This window comes from Streptomyces sp. NPDC051684, assembly GCF_044453445.1.
Lineage (GTDB): Bacteria > Actinomycetota > Actinomycetes > Streptomycetales > Streptomycetaceae > Streptomyces.
Map to the genome: position 1 here is coordinate 158,697 of NZ_JBITCS010000011.1, position 16,816 is coordinate 175,512.

Consider the following 16,816-nt stretch of genomic DNA (forward strand, 5'->3'; position numbering starts at 1 on the left):
GGCGGGACGCCTCGTGCCCCGCGGCTCCCGTCGCCGGCCCCACCACACCCTGGTCTCTGAAAGGACGGCACCTCGACGTGTCGACCACCCGAAGAACCGCCCTGGCCGCCTTCGCCTCCCTGCCGCTCGCCGCGGCCCTCGCCGCCCCGGCCCCGGCGGCCACCGCCCGCCGCGACGACCGCCGGACCCTCTTCATCGCGGGCGACTCCACCGCCGCCCAGAAGTACCTGGACGCCAAGCCCGAGACCGGCTGGGGCATGGCCCTCCCGTTCTTCCTCGCCGACCGTGTCCGCGTCGCCAACCACGCGGTCAACGGCCGCAGTTCGAAGAGCTTCGCCGACGAGGGCCGCCTGGATGCGATCCTCGCCGCGATCCGCCCCGGCGACCTCCTCCTGATCCAGTTCGCGCACAACGACGAGAAGAGCGCCGACACCACGCGCTACACCGAGCCCTGGTCGACGTACCAGGACTTCCTGAAGCTGTACGTCGACGGGGCGCGGGCCAGGGGCGCCCGCCCGGTGCTCGCCACCGCCGTCGAGCGCAGAAAGTTCGACGCGGGCGGCAACCCCCTGCCCACCCACGGCGACTACCCGGCAGCGATGCGCGCCCTCGCCGAACGGGAGGGCGTCGCGCTGCTCGACATCCAGGCGCTGTCCCTGGCCCTGTGGCAGAAGCTCGGCGTCGAGGCCACGAAGACGTACTTCAACTGGACCGCGACCGAGCAGGACAACACGCACTTCAACCCGCCGGGCGCGATCGCGGTGGCCCGCTTGGTCGCCACCGAACTGCTCGGCCGCAAGGTGTTGCGCGCCCGTGACGTGCGCCGCACCGGCGACGGGCCCGGCGCCCTCGACGAACTGGACCCGGCCTGGCAGTCCCGGCTGACCTGGCTCGCCGGGACCACCCCTGCCTGACAATCCTCGCCTGACATCCCCCGCCCGAGATTCCTCGACACCGTCCTCCAGGAGCCGCACAGTGAGCGCACACAGGAAGAGCAAGCAGAGATACGCGGTCGTCGCCGCAGGCTGCACCGCTGTCGTCCTCGCCGTCACCGGCACGGTCACCGCCGCGGGCGCGGCGGAGCCCCATGGCCGCGACCTCGCCCGGCAGCCCCTCGCCAAGGGCGACGGCTGGGGCGCGGCCACCACCGGCACCACGGGCGGCGCCACTGCCGACGCCGCACACGTCTACACCGTCACCACCTGGGCCGAACTGAAGGCCGCATTCGCCGACGGCGGCGCGGCACCCAAGATCGTCAAGATCAAGGGCACCCTCGACGCGGACGGCGCGACCTGCGCCGACTTCGCCGCCGACGGCTACGACTTCGACCGGTACCTCGCCGATTACGACCCGAAGGTCTGGGGCTACGACAAGGAGGTCAGCGGGGCGCAGGAGGACCTGCGGGCCGCGTCGGCGGTGGCCCAGGCCAAGGCCATCAAGACGAACGTGCCCGCCAACACCACGATCATCGGCGTCGGGAAGAACCCCGGCATCGTCGGCGGCAGCCTCCAGATCAACGGCGTCGACAACGTCATCGTGCGCGGCCTCACCCTGGAGTCCCCGCTCGACTGCTTCCCGCAGTGGGACCCGACGGACGGCGACACCGGCAACTGGAACTCCGAGTACGACGCGGCCGTCGTCTACAACTCGACCCATGTCTGGCTGGACCACAACGAGTTCACCGACGGCGACCACCCGGATTCCGCTCTCCCCACCTACTACGGCCGCATCTACCAGCAGCACGACGGCGAACTCGACATCGTCAAGGGTGCCGACTACGTGACCGCCTCCTGGAACGTCTTCGCCGACCACGACAAGACCCTGATGATCGGCAACAGCGACGGCGCGGCGGCCACGGACCGCGGCAAGCTGCGCGTGACCCTGCACCACAACCTCTTCAAGAACCTCGTCGAGCGGGCCCCGCGCGTCCGGTTCGGGCAGGTCGACGTCTACAACAACTCGTATGTGGGCAAAGTCGATTACGCCTACTCCTTCGGCATCGGCTTCGAGTCGCAGCTCTACGCGGAGAAGAACGCGTTCACGCTGCCCAAGGGGATGTCGGCGGGCGCCGTCCTGCACCGCTGGAACGACTATCCCCTGACGGCCACCGGCAACCACGTGAACGGCAAGCCGGTCGACCTCGTGGCGGCCTACAACAAGGACCACGCGGACACCCCCCTCCGCGAGGGAGCGGGCTGGAAGCCGACCTTGCGAGGCCACGTGGACCCGGCGAAGTCGGTGCCGCGGGTGGTGGCGCGGGGCGCCGGCCCGGACCGTCTCCGCTGAGCCCTGCGATGCCCGGCGCCGGTTGAGGACTTCACTTGCCCCCGGGTTCGGCTGAGCAATTCACCTGCCCCGGCGCCGGTTGCCCATCTCAAGCCCCGCCGGCGATTGAGGCGCGGGGTCCGGGGCGGAGCCCCGCGACGTGTGCCCCGATCGCCGGCCACATTCCCAGGAGCCGCACCATGCCCACCCGCATCCCAAGACGGAGCGTCATCGCCGGCGCGGCGCTCGCCTTGAGCGCCGCCGCCAGCACCCCATCAAGCGCCATCACACCACCCCGCCGAACCCCCTTCGGCCGCTACGGCTCACCCCGATCCCGCCTCACCCCGACCACCCTCTACGTCGACCCCCGCGGCGCCGGCGACCACCTCACCCTGCAAGCCGCGACATCCGCCGCAACCACCCCCGGCCACACCCTCGTGCTCGCCCCCGGCACCTACCGGGAAACGGTGACCGTCCCGGCCACGGCCACCGGCACGACCTGGATCGGCGCTACCGGTGACCCCCGCGACACGGTCATCGTGTACGACAACGCCGCCGGCACCCCGAAGCCCGATGGCTCCGGCACGTACGGCACCACCGGCAGCGCCACCGTCACCCTGCGCCCCGACGGCTTCACCGCACACCACCTCACCTTCGCCAACGACTGGCTGCGCGCGGACCACCCGGGGATCACCGGAACGCAGGCCGTCGCGGTCAAGGTGACGGGCGACCGCTCGGCGTTCCACCGGTGCCGCTTCCTCGGCCACCAGGACACGCTGTACGCCGATTCGCCCGCGTTGACCGCCTTCTCCCGCCAGTACTTCCACGACTGCTACGTCGAGGGCGACGTCGACTTCGTCTTCGGGCGCGGCACCGCGGTCTTCGAGCGCTGCGACTTCCGCACGCTCGACCGCACGGACCTCACCTCCGCCCCGTACGGCTTCGTGTTCGCGCCGTCGACGGCGGGCGCCAACCGGCTCGGCTTCCTGGTCGTCCGCGGCCGGATCGGCTCCACGGCCCCGGACGCGTACTACAAGCTGGCCCGCCCCTGGGTGCCCAGCTCCGACACGACGGCCAGGCCCGCCCTGGTCGTCCGCGAGTCGCGGCTCGGCCGCGGCATCGACGCGGCCGAGCCCTACGCCAACATGTCGGAGAGCTTCCCGTGGCAGGACCAGCGGTTCGCGGAGTACCGGAACACCGGCCCCGGCGCCAAGGCGACGATCCCCGGGAACCGCCCGCAGCTCACCGCGGAGCAGGCGGCCACGCACACACGGGAGACGTATCTGGGGGAGTGGCGCCCGTGGGCGTGAGCCGCTCCGCCCGTCAGCCCAGGTGCCACAAGGCGTAGGTGACGAACAGCAGCACCAGGCCCGTGAGGGTCAGGGCCGCGCCCAGGACGCGGAGGTAGCCCACGGGCGCCAGGCCGCGGAGGTCGAACGCCCAACCGAGCCCGGCCGATATGGCGACGACCCCGCCCACGGCGAAGAAGCCGAGGAGGACCGGCGACGTGGCGCGGTCGCCGGCGGCGAGGGGGAGAAGACTCGTCGGGGGCACGGTCACGGTGGGGACCTGCATTCTGTGGGTCGAAGCGCTTCCTCCGACCCTAGAAGGGGCCCCTTCAAGGCACGGTCAACAAGGCGCCATGCAGGAGCAATGGTGCGGCCATATCGGCGTCGGGTATCGATCGGGTAAAGCCGGTCGCGGGACTCATGTGATGCGCGTAGACATGCATCCACCTGCACGAATCCCCCGTCCCCGACGGCCTCCGCGGCCGTCACGGCCAGAATTGGATCACGTCACCGATGCGCAAGCGCCATCTCGCCGCCGCCACCGCGACGGTCGCTTCCCTCGTACTCGCCGGCGTCGTCACCGCCGGTTCCGCCGACGCGGGCTCCACCGGCGACAAGGCCACGGCCGAGCCGCACAACATCGGCCTGCTCACCAAGGAGATCGACACCTACTACGGCGCGAAGCAGGACGCCGACGGCGTCTGGCAGGCCTCGCCCGACAGCCCGTACGCCGATGACCTCGCCCGTATCGAGAAGGGCGCGAAGCGGCAGATCGCCGCGGCGGCCCGGCAGCACCACGGCAAGGGCGACAGGCCCGCGATCGTCTTCGACATAGACGACACGCTGCTGCTCAGCCTCGACTACGAGAAGAAGACCAACTACGTCTACAACGACGCGAGTTGGAAGGAGTATGTGGGCAAGGCGAACCGCCCCGCCGTCTTCGGCACGCCCGCGCTCATCCAGTACGCCGAGTCCAAGGGCGTCGAGGTCTTCTACAACTCGGGGCTCGGTGAGACGCAGCGCTCCGCCGCCGTGCAGAACCTGAAGAAGGTCGGCATCGACGTCAACCTCGACGCGGACCACGTCTTCCTCAAGGACAAGGCGAACCCGCCCGCGTACCTGGCCGGCTGCGCCACGGCCGCCGCCTGGAACTGCACGACGGTGCAGTACAAGTCGGCGACGCGCAAGCACATCGAGTCGCGCGGCTACGACATCGTCGGCAACTTCGGCGACCAGTTCTCGGACCTGGAGGGCGGGTACGCGCACAGGACGTACAAGCTCCCGAACCCGACGTACTACGTGGACTGAGGCCAGGAGGTCCGTGGGGTGCGGCCGCGCCGCACCCCACGGACTTTGTCGGCTCAGTCGTACGTCAGGTCGGACGCCGTGTACCGGCAGTACGTGCCGTCGGGGCCGCTGCCCAGTTCCTTGGGTTCGGCGCCGGTGTTGTTGCCCTCGAACCGGACGCACGGCTTGATCTTCTTGCTGCTGTCGCCGTGGATGCGGACGTTGCGCAGGGCGGCCGTGTCCCCGTAGTTCGAGTTGATGCCGACGATCGACTTGCCCGGCGCGGTCACGTCGACGTCGTTGATGGTGATGCTGCGGTTCTTGTACTGCGTCGAGCAGTTGCCGCAGGAGCGGACCAGCTTGCCGAAGTCGGAGACCTGGAACTTGGTGACGACGAGCTTGCCCGCGCCGTTGAACTGGAACACCTTGTCGTCGGCCTTCTTCGCGCCGCCGCCGTACACCGTGTAGACGGACGACGTCGACTTGCCCTTGAAGGTGGCCGCGTCCTCGCCGACGTCCTCCCACCACACGTTCTGGAGCGTGCAACTGCCCGCGCAGTGCACTCCGTCGGCGGCGGGGGAGCCGATGATCACGTTCTTGAGGGTGGCGCCGTCCTTCAGGTTGAAGATCGGGTCCTGCCCCTCCTCCTGCCCGTCGCCGCCGAGGTCCCCGGAGCCGTAGAACCGCTTGAGCCCGCCGTCGTACGTGCCCGAGACGGAGATGGAACTGCTGACGGCCTGGGTGCCGGTGGCTGAGGGCCACGCGGTCGCGGCGCCAGCCGTCCCGAGCATGCCGCTCGCCATGAGCGCGCCCCCGGTGAGCGTGAGCGCCCCGAGCCCACCGAGCAGGGCTCTGCGGCGGGTGGTGCGGCGGCGATGAGTGTGTCGCGTTGTGTTGGTCATGCCCTTCAGTGGTCACCGACCGGGGAAGGGTTGCCGCCCAAACCGAGCCCCGCCGGCGATTGAGGCGCGGGGGCCGGGGCAGAGCCCCGAGACGTCAACCCCGATGCCCGGAAACAGGCGCGAAGTCCCCGCCCGCGGAAACTCGTTGGCCGCCACCGGTCCGCCCGCTCACGGAGTACTCGTCCGCGCCCGCGTCCCGGCCGCCCTCGGCGTGGTTGTACTGCCCGGCGAACACATGCTGACCCACCGGAACCGTACGCCCCGGCCTCAGCGCCCACCGGTACACGAGGAACCCGTCCCGTTCGGCGACGGATTCCTTGAAGTCGCCGGCGGGCAGCGAGCGCCAGTGGCCCGTGCTGTTGACCTTCCCGGTCTGCGCCACGCGCAACTCGACGGTGAGAGACGTCAGTTCGCGCCTTGTCTTGAACGTGACGTTGGACTGTGCCCAGTACGCGTTGGACCCCGGGTCCACCGAGCCATCGGCCCACAGCGGGTCGGCCGCGGGCTCCACCGCGACCTGCCGCTGCTGCGGCCCCGGATCGGGGCGCAGCGCCGAGCCGACCGCGAAACCGCCGACGGCGAGCGCCCCCGCGGCGCCCGCCGTGAGCGCGGCGATCCGTACCCAGCCCACCGCGGGCCGCCGCCCCGGCGCGTGCATCCCGCGCTCGACGCGGGCGAGCATCCGCGCCCGGTCGGGCCGATGCGCGTCGGCGGCCGCGCGCAGCCGCTGCCGCACGTCCTCCTCGCTCATCGACGGCCCCCTTCCGTGGCATCGAGCGGCGCGCCGACCGACCGTACGCGCCCGGATGCGGGCTCACCGTGCCCCAGCCGTCGTTCCAGCTCGGCCATGCCCTTCGAGGTCTGGCTCTTCACCGTACCGACCGAGACGCCGAGCGTGAGCGCGGTGTCCTTCTCCGACAGGTCGAAGGCGTGCCGCAGCACCACGCAGGCCCGTTTGCGGAAGGGGAGTTCGCGCAGCGCGCCCTGCACGTCGACGACCGCGGGAACGTCCGGCCCGTCCGTGCGGTCCTGCCTGCCGGACCAGAAGAGGGCCACGCGCCGCCGCTCGCGCACCGCGCTACGGATCCGGGTGCGCGCGAGGTTGGCGACGACACCGCGCGCGTACGCCACCGGGTGCTCGGCGTCCCGCACCCGGTCCCAGCGGTGCCAGAGCGCGAGCAGGGCGTCCGCCGCGAGGTCGTCGGCGGCGTCCGGCTCGCCCGTCAACAGGTGGGCGAGCCGGGCGAGTTCGCGGTGGTGCCGTTCGAAGAAGGCGTGGAACTCGGCAGAAGCGGAATCGTCCCCGGCGTCATCGACCGTGCTCACCCGACCCCTCCTCACAGTGGCGGCCCGATGGGGGAGGCGTGAGCGTACCAGCGTTGCGTACGACGCACCGAAGGGTGTCCGTGATACCGGACACCCTTCGGTGGAACTGGGATTGAGGAAGCGTCAGTTCTTCAACGCCGCCGCCATCATCGCCTTCGCGATCGGCGCTGCCAGGCCGTTGCCGCTGACCTCGGAGCGGGCCGCGTTCGACTGCTCGACGAGTACCGACACGGCGACCTTCTTGCCGGACGAGTCGTCCTTCGCGTACGAGGTGAACCAGGCGTACGGCGTCTGGCTGTTGTTCTCGCCGTGCTGCGCCGTGCCCGTCTTGCCGCCGACGGTCGCGCCGTCGATCCGCGCGTTGCTGCCGGTGCCCTCCGAGACCACGGTCTGCATCGCGGACTGCAACTGCGAGGCGGTCCGCTCGCTGACCACCCGGGTGCTGTCGTCGTCCGCGAACTCCTTGACCGCGTCGCCGTCGGCGTTCGTCACCTGGGACACCATGTGCGGGGACGCCTGCTCGCCGCCGTTCGCGATGGTCGCGGAGACCATCGCGATCTGCAGCGGCGTCGCCGTCACGTCGAACTGGCCGATGCCGGACAGGGCCGTCTGCGCGTCGTCCATCTTCGACGGGTACTTGCTCACGCCGGCCCGCACCGGTACATCCGTCTTGGCGTCGTTGAAGCCGAACTTCTCGGCTGTCGCCCGGACCTTGTCCTTGCCCAGGTCGGCGGCGAGCTTGCCGAAGACGTTGTTGCAGGAGTACTGCAACGCCGTCCGCAGCGTCGCGTTCTCACAGGGCGCGGAGGCGCTCTCGTTCTTCAGGTACGTGCTGGTGCCGGGGAGCTTGTACGGGTTCGGCGAGTGGGTCTTCTCGTCGACCGACGAGTACAGGCCGTCCTCCAGCGCCGCGGCGGCGACCACCAGCTTGAACGTCGAACCGGGCGGCAGCGCCTGCTTGAGCGCCCGGTTCACGGTCGGCGCCTCCTTGTCCTTGGCGAGCTGCTGCCAGGCCGCGGCGTCCTCGGAACCGGAGCCGCTGATCTTCGAGGGGTCGAAGGACGGCGTCGACACCATGCCGAGGATCCTGCCGGTGTCCGGGTCGATCGCGACGGCGGCGCCCTTCTTGTCGCCGAGAGCGCTGTACGCGGCCTTCTGCACGCCCGGGTCGATCGTCGTGATCACGTCACCGGGGTCGCTGCTCTTGCCGGTGAGCGTGTCCAGCGGGCTCTTCAGCTGGGTGTCGGTGCCGTCGAGCGCGCTCTGGTAGATCCCCTCCAGTTGCGTGGCGCCGTACACCTGCGAGGTGAAGCCGGTCACCGCCGAGTACAGCGAACCGTCGGTGTAGGTCCGCTTGTACTTCAGGTCGCTGGAGTCGCCCGTCTTCGTCGAGCCGGTCACCGCCTTTCCGCCCACGATGATGTCGCCGAGCGGATTCGCGTACTGCGAGATGGTCTTCCGCCGGTTGTCGTCGCTGTTGGCGAGGGCCTGGCCGTCATAGAACTGCACCCAGGTCGCCCTGACCAGCAGGGCGAACACGAGGAGCAGCGTAAAGACGGAGGCGCGCCTGATCGTCTTGTTCATCGCGTACGGAAGACGAGCGAGTCGGCGCGAATCGTTCCTGACCGTGCGTTTTCTCACCGTACGTTCATCAATCAAGCCCCGCCGGCGATTGAGGCGCGGGGTCCGGGGCGGAGCCCCGTGACCGGGTCACAGCCTCCGTGTCGCCAGGGTCAACCGGTCACGCGCGTCGAAGAGCGCGTCCGTGACCATCTGCTCATGCGCGGGCGTGAGCCGCGCCACCGGGACCGAGCAGGAGATCGCGTCCCGGGCCGGCGTACGGTACGGGATCGCCACACCGAAGCACCGCAGGCCCAACGTGTTCTCCTCGCGGTCGACCGCGAACCCCTGCTCCCGGATCTGGTGCAGCTCCTCGATGAGCCGCTCACGGTCGGTGACCGTGTGCTCGGTCAGCGAGGGAAGCGTCTCCGGGAGCAGCTTGCGCACCTGCTCGTCGGTGTGGGTGGCGAGCAGCGCCTTGCCGAGCGACGTGGAGTGCGCGGGCAGCCGGCGGCCGACGCGGGTGAAGGGGCGCAGATAGTGCTGCGACTGACGGGTGGCGAGGTAGACGACGTTCGTGCCGTCGAGCCGGGCCAGGTGGATGGTCTCCGTCGTGTCGTCGGAGAGCCGGTCGAGCGTGGGGCGGGCCGCCGCCACGACCTCGTCGCCGTCGATGTACGAGGTGCCCACGAGGAGGGCGCGCACCCCGATGCCGTACCGCGTGCCGGTGGCGTCCGTCTCCACCCAGCCGAGGTCGACGAGCGTGCGCAGCAGCATGTACAGGCTGGACTTCGGGTATCCGACGGCCTCCTGCACCGCGGCCAGGGAGTGCATCCCGGGGCGGCCCGCGAAGTACTCGAGCAACTCCACGGTGCGCACCGCGGACTTGACCTGCCCGCCGCCTGCCGCGGCCCCCGTCTCGTCTGCCGACATCGCCCTTGACCCCTTCGTTCGACGAGAAATAGTCTCGGTGAGTAGTTCATCATCAGAGACAGCGTTCAGTATATCGAACGATGCTCGTCGCTCACCCGGGTGCGCGGCGAGAAAAGCTGGAGGAATGTGCCGTGGCAGCAACACCAGTCTGGAGTGTCGACCCCCGAACCGGGAAGCAGCGGGAGCAGGTCGCGGACGAGGCCACGGCGCAGGAAGTGGACGAGGCGGTGCGCGCCGCGCAGGACGCCCGCGCCGCTCTCGCCGACCGCACCGTCCGCGCCGCGTTCCTGCGCACCGCGGCCGACCGCCTCGAAGAGGCCAAGGACCACCTCGTCGAGGCGGCGGACGCGGAGACCGCGCTCGGCCCGGTCCGGCTCACCGGCGAACTCGCGCGCAGCTGCTTCCAGTTGAGGAAGTTCGCGGACATCGTCGACGAGGGCGCGTTCCTCGGCGTCGTCATCGACCACCCCGACGACACGGCGACGCCGCCCATCCCGGACCTGCGCCGCTACAAGATCCCGCTGGGCGTCGTCGCCGTCTACGCGGCCTCGAACTTCCCGTTCGCCTTCTCCGTGCCCGGCGGCGACACGTCGAGCGCGCTCGCCGCCGGCTGCCCCGTCGTCGTCAAGGCGCACCCCGACCACCCGGCCACCTCCGAGCTGGTCGCCGCCACCATCCGGCGGGCCGCCGCGGAGCACAGCATCCCGGAGGGCGTGCTGGGCCTGGTGCACGGCTTCGACGCGGGCGTCGAGCTGGTCAAGCACCCGCTGGTGTCCGCGGCCGGCTTCACCGGTTCCGTACGCGGCGGCCGCGCGCTCTTCGACGCCGCCTCCTCGCGTCCGGTGCCGATTCCGTTCCACGGCGAGCTGGGCTCGCTGAACCCGGTTGTCATTACCGAGGCCGCGGCCGCCGAGCGCGCCGACCAGATCGGCACCGGGCTCGCCGGGTCCATGACGCTGGGCGTCGGCCAGTTCTGCGTAAAGCCGGGTCTCGTCTTCGCGCCGAAGGGCGAGGCGGGCGACACCCTCGTCAAGTCCCTCACGGCCGCGGTGAGCGACACCGCGTCCGGCGTGCTCCTCGACCACCGCATGCGCGACAACTTCGTCGCCGGTGTCGCCGCGCGCGCCGAACTCCCGGACGTGGAAGCCCCGGTGACCCCCGGCGCGGGCAGCGAGCACACGGTGGCGCCCGGCTTCCTCACGGTCCCGGCCACGCGCCTCACGACCGAGGGCGGCGCGCACGACCTCCTCCTGGAGGAGTGCTTCGGCCCGGTGACGGTCGTCGCCCGCTACGAGACGGCCGACGAGATCACGGCGGTGCTGAACCGGCTGCCCGGCAACCTCACGGCGACGGTCCAGCTGTCGTCCGGCGAGGCCGCGGGCGAGGGCCGGGGCGCCGAGATCCTCGCCGAGCTGACGCCCATCGCGGGCCGCGTCCTCGTCAACGGCTGGCCGACCGGTGTCGCGGTCGCCCCCGCCCAGCACCACGGCGGCCCGTACCCGGCGACGACGTCGACGTCCACGTCGGTGGGCGGCACCGCGATCGAGCGCTGGCTGCGCCCGGTCTCGTACCAGACGACGCCCGAGGCGCTCCTTCCGCAGGAGCTGCGCGACGACAACCCGCTGGGCCTGCCGCGCCGCTTCAACGGCCGCCTGGAGAACTGAGGCTCCGACCGGACGGGGCCCGCGGGCCCCTGCGAGACTGACGGCATGGACCTCGAAATACCGCCCCTGCCCTTCCCGTTGCGCACGTACGGACCCGACGGCCACTGGTCGTACGAGGACGGGGTGCTCACCGGGTGGGCGGGGCCCCGCCAGGACCGCTTCGTGCCGCCGACCGGTTCCTCGCAGGAACCGGCGTCGGACGCGCCGCGGCTCCTCGGCGCACCCGACGGTGACTTCCAGCTGATCGCCCGCGTCACGGTCGGCTTCGCCGCGGCCTTCGACGCGGGGGTGCTCTACGTTCATGTGGGCGACCGGGAGTGGGCGAAGCTCTGCTTCGAGCGGTCCCCGGACGAGCCGACGATCTGTACGGTCGTCACCCGCGGTCACTCCGACGACGCGAACGCGTTCGTGGTGCCGGGTTCCTCGGTGTGGCTCCGTGTGAGCCGGACGGGCTCGGCGTTCGCGTTCCACGCCTCGACCGACGGCGAGACGTGGACGTTCATCCGCATCTTCTCCCTCGGCGACGAGAAGTCCGCGTCCTCGGCGCTGGTCGGCTTCCTGGCGCAGTCCCCGGTGGGGGAGGGCTGCGTCGTCACCTACGACCACATCGAACACCGCCCCACCTGGCCGAAGGGCCTCCGGGACGGCTCCTGACGGTCGGCTCCGCCGGGACCGGGCCGAGGCGGGGAGCCTCTCGGCGCGGCCCGGCCACCCGCTCCACGTCCCCGACGAGACGCTGCGCGCGGCTGTGACGGCGGGGCGGGGGCCCAAGGCCCGTGGGTCGGCGCCGGTTGCCCAGAGACCGTGGCCCAATGCCTGCTTACGGTGCCCGGCGCTCAGGCCCCGTTCCTCGCCCATCTCCCACCAGCCCGCCCGCTCCGGGGCTTGGGTCCGACCGGGGTTGGGGCCTGGCGCCCACCGGACCCACCCCGGCGGCCGACCCCACCCCGCCGGAGCGATCGGCCGCCCCGGCGGGGTGGGAAAGTCCCACCCCCGGTGGACCGGTCACACACCCCCCCTCACCCCGGCCCGGCCCAGGCCAGCCCCCCGCGCCCGTCACACCACCTCCCCGCCACCCCCACCCCACCCACCCGCACAAATCACGCCGCCCGACCCCCCACGGCGAAACCCCGCCGGAGGCGAACCGCGTCCTTTGGGGCATGATCCGCACCGCCGTAGCCGCCGACGCCCCCGTCCTCGCCGCCCTGCACCGCAGGGCCCGTGCCACCTACTACCGGGAGGGGATGCCGGACGACGGGGACCCGGGCGCGTGGGTCGAGCGGTGGGAGGTGGCCATAGCCCGCCCGCACGGGCACGTACTCGTCTGTGTCAGGGACGGCGTCGTCGTCGGACTTGCCTCCTTCCGGCGGCCCGACGAGGCCCCGGCCGACGCCTCCGTGCTGTATCAGTTCCAGGTCGACCCCGACCACTGGAGCCGCGGCGTCGGCACGGAGCTGCACGCGGCCTGCGTCGAGCAGTGGCGGGTCGACGGCGTCGCCGAGGTCCACCTCATCGTGCACGGGGACAACACTCGCGCCCAGTCGTTCTACGCCCGCCACGGCTGGATCGACGAGGGCCCGGAGGGCCGCGGGAGCACGCACCGCCGGATGCGCCTCACACCCGTCGGGGAATGAGCGGAGGCTCCGTCCGGTTGTAGCGGAGCGCAGGGGCAGCACCACCCAGTACCACCCAGCACCACCCCGCCCCGCGCGGCCACACACACGTAGCCGTACGCCCTCGCATACCCGCATACCCGCATACCCGCATACCCGTACCCCCGTATACCCGTACACGCTCCGCACCCCCGGAACGAGAGACCGAGAGAACCCCATGCGCGTCGAGATCTGGACCGACATCAACTGCCCGTTCTGCTACATCGGCAAGGCCCGCTTCGAGGAGGCGCTCGACGGGTTCGCGCACAAGGACGACGTAGAGGTCGTGCACCGGTCCTTCGAGCTCGACCCGAACGCCAAGCCGGGCGAGACCGGCCTCGTCGTGCCGTACATCGCCAAGAAGTACGGCATCAGCGAGGCCCAGGCCGCCGCCAACGAGCAGGGCCTCGGCCAGCAGGCCGGCGCCCTCGGCCTGCCCTACCTCACCGAGGGCCGGGACTTCGGCAACAGCTTCGACCTGCACCGGCTGCTCCACCTCGCCCTGGACAGGGGCGTGCAGGACGCCATGATCGACGCCCTGTACCGGGGAAACTTCGCCGAGGAGACCTCCGTCTTCGGCGACACGGAGGCCGTCGTGCGGCTCGCCGTCGGGGCCGGCCTCGACGAGACCGAGGTGCGGGCCGTGCTCGCCGACCCCGACGCGTACGCGGACGCGGTGCGCGCCGACGAGCGCGAGGCCGCCGAACTCGGCGCGAACGGTGTCCCGTTCTTCGTCCTCGACCGCAAGTTCGGCGTCTCCGGCGCCCAGCCCGCCGAGGTGTTCACGCAGGCCCTGACCCAGGCGTGGGCCGACCGTTCCCCGCTCACCGTCATCGACAGCGCGGACGGCGGCGACGCCTGCGGCCCCGACGGCTGCGCCGTGCCGCGGGCCTGACCTGCGCACATAAGCGCTGCTTAGGCGTACTCCGTAATTATTCGCAATGGACGCGCAGTTGGCGGCGGGGCACAGTGGGTGCCATGGAGACATCCGGTGACCACCAGGTTCAGGCCCAGGCCCAGGAGCATGCTCGGGCTCAGGCCCAGGTCCTCGACGCGGAGCTGGTCCGCGCGCAGTACGCCCCCGCCACCACCTACCTGAACACCGCGAGTTCCGGACTGCTCCCGGCGCGGGCCGCGGACGCGATGCGGTCCGCGATCGACGACATGGCCGAGGGGCGTTCCCCCGACTCGCTCTTCGCCGACGTGGAGGAGGCGCGCGCCGCGTTCGCACGGATCGCCGGCGTCCCGGTGGACCGGGTCGCGACCGGCGGGTCCGTCGCCGTCTACAGCGGCCTCATCGCCGCCTCGCTGCCCGCGGGCGCCGAAGTCCTCACGGCGGAGGGCGATTTCAGCTCGACCGTCAACCCCTTCCACGTACGCGGCGACCTCAAGATCCGTGCCGTGCCGCTCGACGCGCTCCCCGACGCCGTACGTCCCGGCACCGCGCTCGTCGCGGTGAGCGCGGCCCAGTCGGCCGACGGCAGGATCGCCGACGTGCCCGCTCTGCGCGCCGCCACGCGTGCGCACGGCACCCGGCTCTACGTCGATGTCTCGCAGGCGTCCGGCTGGTACCCGGTCGCCGCGCACGCGGCCGACGCCGACTATCTGGCCTCCGTCGCCTTCAAGTGGCTGACCTGCCCGCGCGGCGCCGTCTTCTTCGTCGGCCCCGCGGACCCCGAGGGCTTCGACGCGCTCGCGCCCGTCTTCGGCGGCTGGGTCTCGGGCGAGGACCCCTGGGGCAGCTGCTACGGGCCCGTCACCGAACCCGCCCGCTCGGCCCGCCGGTTCGACGAGACCCAGAGCCTCGTCGCGTACACCGGGGCCCGCCAATCCCTCGCCGTCATCGAGGAGTTGGGCCCGGAGGCGATCCGCGCCCACGACCTGGCGCTCGCCGACCGTTTCCGGGTGGGACTCGCACGGCCGGGGTACGAGCCGGTGCCCTCGCCCGGGTCCCCGATCGTCTCCGTCCCCGAACTCGGCGTGAAGCAGGACGAGTTGCGGCGCGCGGGCATCGAGGTCTCCAACCGGGCGGGCAATCTGCGGGCCTCCTTCCACCTCTACAACACGCCCGCCGACGTCGACCGCCTCCTCGGCGCGCTCTCCGCCTGAAGTCCGGCCGCTCTCTGGCGTCCCGCTCCCCAGGACGCTAGGAAGGCAGTACGAGGTGGTGGTGCCGGTGGCCCGTACGGATGCGTACGACCCCAAGGACCGGGCCGCGGACGACGCCGAGCTGCACCGCCTCGTCTACGGCGACGAGGCCGCGCTCTCCGAGGCGTACGACGTGTACAGCGGCCTCGTCCGCGGTGTCGCGGTGCGCGTGACCCGCTCGGCGGGAGCGGCGGACGACGTCGCGCAGGAGGTCTTCGCGCATCTGTGGGCGCGGCCCTACGCTTTCGACGCGCGGCGCGGCACGCTGCGTACCTGGCTCACCATGCTGGCGCACCGCCGCGCGGTCGACTGGGTGCGCAGCGAGGCCCGCCACCGCAAGGCCGTGACCGCGGACGACGCGGCGCTGCACGCCATCCCGGCCGCGGATCCGGGGCCCGACGAGCGGGTCGTCGACCGTGAGCGCTCGCTGCTCCTGCACTCGGCCGTGGCCCAACTGCCGCTGCCGCAGCGGCAATTGCTGCATCTGGCGTACTTCGCGGGTCGGACGTACCGTCAGGCGGCAGCGGAACTCGGCATACCGGAGGGGACCGCCAAGACCCGTCTGCGCACGGCACTGCACCGCCTGGCCGAAACCCTGGCGGACCCGGCGGAGCCGGACTTCGAGGCTCACGAAAGGGGTGTCTGATGGCCACGGACGCGCGCGACCACGCGGCGGTGAGTGAACTCCTCGGCGCCTGGGCCCTGCAGGCCCTCCCCGCCGACGAGCAGCGCGCCGTCCCCGCGCACCTGGCGGACTGCGAGGAGTGCGCGGCCGAGGCGGAACGCCTGCGGGCGACGGTACGGTCCCTTAACGGGCCGAACGGCGATGGGCCGAACGGAGACGGGCGGGACGGGAGCGGGCCGAACGAGCACGGGGCAGCCGGAAGCGGCGCGGCCGGAAGCGGGTCGAACGAGCACGGCGCGGCCGGTCACCCGTTCCGTACCGGCGCCGGGCCCCTCGCCGCCGCCCTGGCGAGCCGCCCGCCCGTACCCCGGGCCCCGTCCGACACCGCCCCGCACGCCCAGCCCTACGCGGCCGCCGTCGCCGCCCTCCAGGCGCTGCTCGCGGAGGCGGACGACGCGTGGTCCACGCAGGTGGTGCACGGCTGGACGGTGCGTGACACGGTCGCGCACCTCATCGCCGCGGACGAGCCGCTGGCCGTCCACCTCGGCCTGCCGGGCCACGAGCCGCCCGTCGACGTGCCGAACGGCGGCGACTGGCACACGGCCTGGGTGGCCCGCACCCGCACCGTCATCGCCCACGAACGCGCGCGCGACCCGCACGCCACCGTGGCCGTCTGGCGCGCCCGGGCCGCCGAACTGCTCGCGGCCCCGGCCGCTCATGACGCCGAACTCGCCGCGCAGGCCGCCACGTTGATGGGTGCGCGGCTCCCCGTCGCCGAGCACTTTCTGGTCCGTGCCTTCGAGACGTGGATCCACAGCCAGGACATCGGCCGCGCCCTGGACCGCCCCGTGCCCCCGCCGCCCGCCGGCCACCTGTGGCGCCTGGTGCGGCTCGCCGTGCGGATCCTCGGCCAGGCGCTCGGCCCGCGGGCCACGCCCGTCGCCCTGACCGTGGCGGACGCGAACGGTTCCACGGAGTGGGTCCTCGGCTCGGAGGACGAGCCGGTCCGCGCGGAACTCACCCTCGATCCGGTCGACTTCTGCCTCCTCGTCGGAGGCCGCGCCGCCCCCGACACCCTCCCGCCGGGGACCGGCGACCCGCGGGCGGCCCGCACCCTCCTGGACCGGGCGGCACAACTGGCCTGGCTCTAAGAGCCTGTGAACGC

Annotated in this window: 17 protein-coding genes; 11 read left to right on the top strand and 6 right to left on the bottom strand. The window is 72.0% G+C overall.

Going from position 1 to position 16,816, the window contains the following annotated elements; translation table 11 throughout:
- Positions 1 to 77: 77 nt before the first annotated feature.
- From ACIA8D_RS16045 to ACIA8D_RS16055, 3 genes are all read left to right on the top strand, one after another.
- Entirely contained in the window at positions 78 to 914 is an 837-nt protein-coding gene (locus tag ACIA8D_RS16045; protein WP_399232469.1) for a rhamnogalacturonan acetylesterase, read from the top strand.
- Positions 915 to 975: 61 nt separating this feature from the next.
- Positions 976 to 2,286, top strand: coding sequence for a polysaccharide lyase family 1 protein (locus ACIA8D_RS16050; protein WP_399232470.1), 1,311 nt, complete (start codon positions 976 to 978; stop codon positions 2,284 to 2,286).
- A 179-nt stretch (positions 2,287 to 2,465) separates the two neighbouring features.
- On the top strand, positions 2,466 to 3,575 hold the full coding sequence (locus tag ACIA8D_RS16055; RefSeq protein WP_399232472.1) for a pectinesterase family protein: 1,110 nt from the start codon (positions 2,466 to 2,468) through the stop codon (positions 3,573 to 3,575).
- A gap of 13 nt (positions 3,576 to 3,588) precedes the next feature.
- On the opposite strand, the gene ACIA8D_RS16060 is transcribed toward ACIA8D_RS16055, so the two are convergent.
- Positions 3,589 to 3,825 carry a hypothetical protein gene (locus ACIA8D_RS16060; protein ID WP_399232474.1) on the bottom strand — a complete coding sequence of 79 codons (237 nt, stop codon included), beginning with the start codon at positions 3,823 to 3,825 and terminating at the stop codon, positions 3,589 to 3,591.
- A gap of 242 nt (positions 3,826 to 4,067) precedes the next feature.
- Here ACIA8D_RS16060 and ACIA8D_RS16065 point away from each other — a divergent pair, with 242 nt between their 5' ends.
- The gene (locus ACIA8D_RS16065) at positions 4,068 to 4,862 is read left to right on the top strand and encodes an HAD family acid phosphatase (RefSeq protein WP_399232475.1); all 795 of its coding nucleotides are present in this window, start codon (positions 4,068 to 4,070) and stop codon (positions 4,860 to 4,862) included.
- Between the two features lie 53 nt (positions 4,863 to 4,915).
- On the opposite strand, the gene ACIA8D_RS16070 is transcribed toward ACIA8D_RS16065, so the two are convergent.
- The 5 genes from ACIA8D_RS16070 to ACIA8D_RS16090 all read right to left on the bottom strand — a co-directional run bounded on the left by ACIA8D_RS16070 (position 4,916) and on the right by ACIA8D_RS16090 (position 9,562).
- Positions 4,916 to 5,743, bottom strand: a complete 828-nt coding sequence (locus tag ACIA8D_RS16070; protein ID WP_399232477.1) for a pectate lyase — start codon at positions 5,741 to 5,743, stop codon at positions 4,916 to 4,918.
- Between the two features lie 94 nt (positions 5,744 to 5,837).
- Positions 5,838 to 6,494 (bottom strand): hypothetical protein, encoded by a 657-nt coding sequence (locus ACIA8D_RS16075; protein ID WP_399232478.1) that lies wholly within the window; start codon positions 6,492 to 6,494, stop codon positions 5,838 to 5,840.
- Positions 6,491 to 7,069 carry a SigE family RNA polymerase sigma factor gene (locus tag ACIA8D_RS16080; protein ID WP_399232480.1) on the bottom strand — a complete coding sequence of 193 codons (579 nt, stop codon included), beginning with the start codon at positions 7,067 to 7,069 and terminating at the stop codon, positions 6,491 to 6,493. Before ACIA8D_RS16080 ends, ACIA8D_RS16075 begins: the two co-directional genes overlap by 4 nt.
- A gap of 123 nt (positions 7,070 to 7,192) precedes the next feature.
- On the bottom strand, positions 7,193 to 8,653 hold the full coding sequence (locus tag ACIA8D_RS16085; protein ID WP_399232482.1) for a peptidoglycan D,D-transpeptidase FtsI family protein: 1,461 nt from the start codon (positions 8,651 to 8,653) through the stop codon (positions 7,193 to 7,195).
- A gap of 126 nt (positions 8,654 to 8,779) precedes the next feature.
- Entirely contained in the window at positions 8,780 to 9,562 is a 783-nt protein-coding gene (locus tag ACIA8D_RS16090; RefSeq protein ID WP_399232484.1) for an IclR family transcriptional regulator, read from the bottom strand.
- 131 nt (positions 9,563 to 9,693) lie between these two features.
- Here ACIA8D_RS16090 and ACIA8D_RS16095 point away from each other — a divergent pair, with 131 nt between their 5' ends.
- The 7 genes from ACIA8D_RS16095 to ACIA8D_RS16125 all read left to right on the top strand — a co-directional run bounded on the left by ACIA8D_RS16095 (position 9,694) and on the right by ACIA8D_RS16125 (position 16,802).
- A complete protein-coding gene (locus tag ACIA8D_RS16095) occupies positions 9,694 to 11,226 on the top strand; it encodes an aldehyde dehydrogenase (NADP(+)) (protein ID WP_399232486.1) in 1,533 nt (510 codons plus the stop codon).
- Between the two features lie 45 nt (positions 11,227 to 11,271).
- Positions 11,272 to 11,880, top strand: a complete 609-nt coding sequence (locus tag ACIA8D_RS16100; protein WP_399232488.1) for a DUF1349 domain-containing protein — start codon at positions 11,272 to 11,274, stop codon at positions 11,878 to 11,880.
- A gap of 506 nt (positions 11,881 to 12,386) precedes the next feature.
- Complete coding sequence (locus tag ACIA8D_RS16105; RefSeq protein ID WP_399232491.1) at positions 12,387 to 12,860, top strand: GNAT family N-acetyltransferase; 474 nt, start codon at positions 12,387 to 12,389, stop codon at positions 12,858 to 12,860.
- A gap of 196 nt (positions 12,861 to 13,056) precedes the next feature.
- Positions 13,057 to 13,773: a DsbA family oxidoreductase gene (locus ACIA8D_RS16110; RefSeq protein ID WP_399232493.1), complete on the top strand. Its 717-nt coding sequence runs from the start codon at positions 13,057 to 13,059 to the stop codon at positions 13,771 to 13,773.
- 83 nt (positions 13,774 to 13,856) lie between these two features.
- Positions 13,857 to 14,987, top strand: coding sequence for an aminotransferase class V-fold PLP-dependent enzyme (locus tag ACIA8D_RS16115; protein ID WP_399232495.1), 1,131 nt, complete (start codon positions 13,857 to 13,859; stop codon positions 14,985 to 14,987).
- 55 nt (positions 14,988 to 15,042) lie between these two features.
- Complete coding sequence (locus tag ACIA8D_RS16120) at positions 15,043 to 15,672, top strand: sigma-70 family RNA polymerase sigma factor (RefSeq protein WP_399232496.1); 630 nt, start codon at positions 15,043 to 15,045, stop codon at positions 15,670 to 15,672.
- Positions 15,672 to 16,802, top strand: coding sequence for a maleylpyruvate isomerase family mycothiol-dependent enzyme (locus tag ACIA8D_RS16125; RefSeq protein WP_399232498.1), 1,131 nt, complete (start codon positions 15,672 to 15,674; stop codon positions 16,800 to 16,802). Before ACIA8D_RS16120 ends, ACIA8D_RS16125 begins: the two co-directional genes overlap by 1 nt.
- Positions 16,803 to 16,816: the final 14 nt, after the last annotated feature.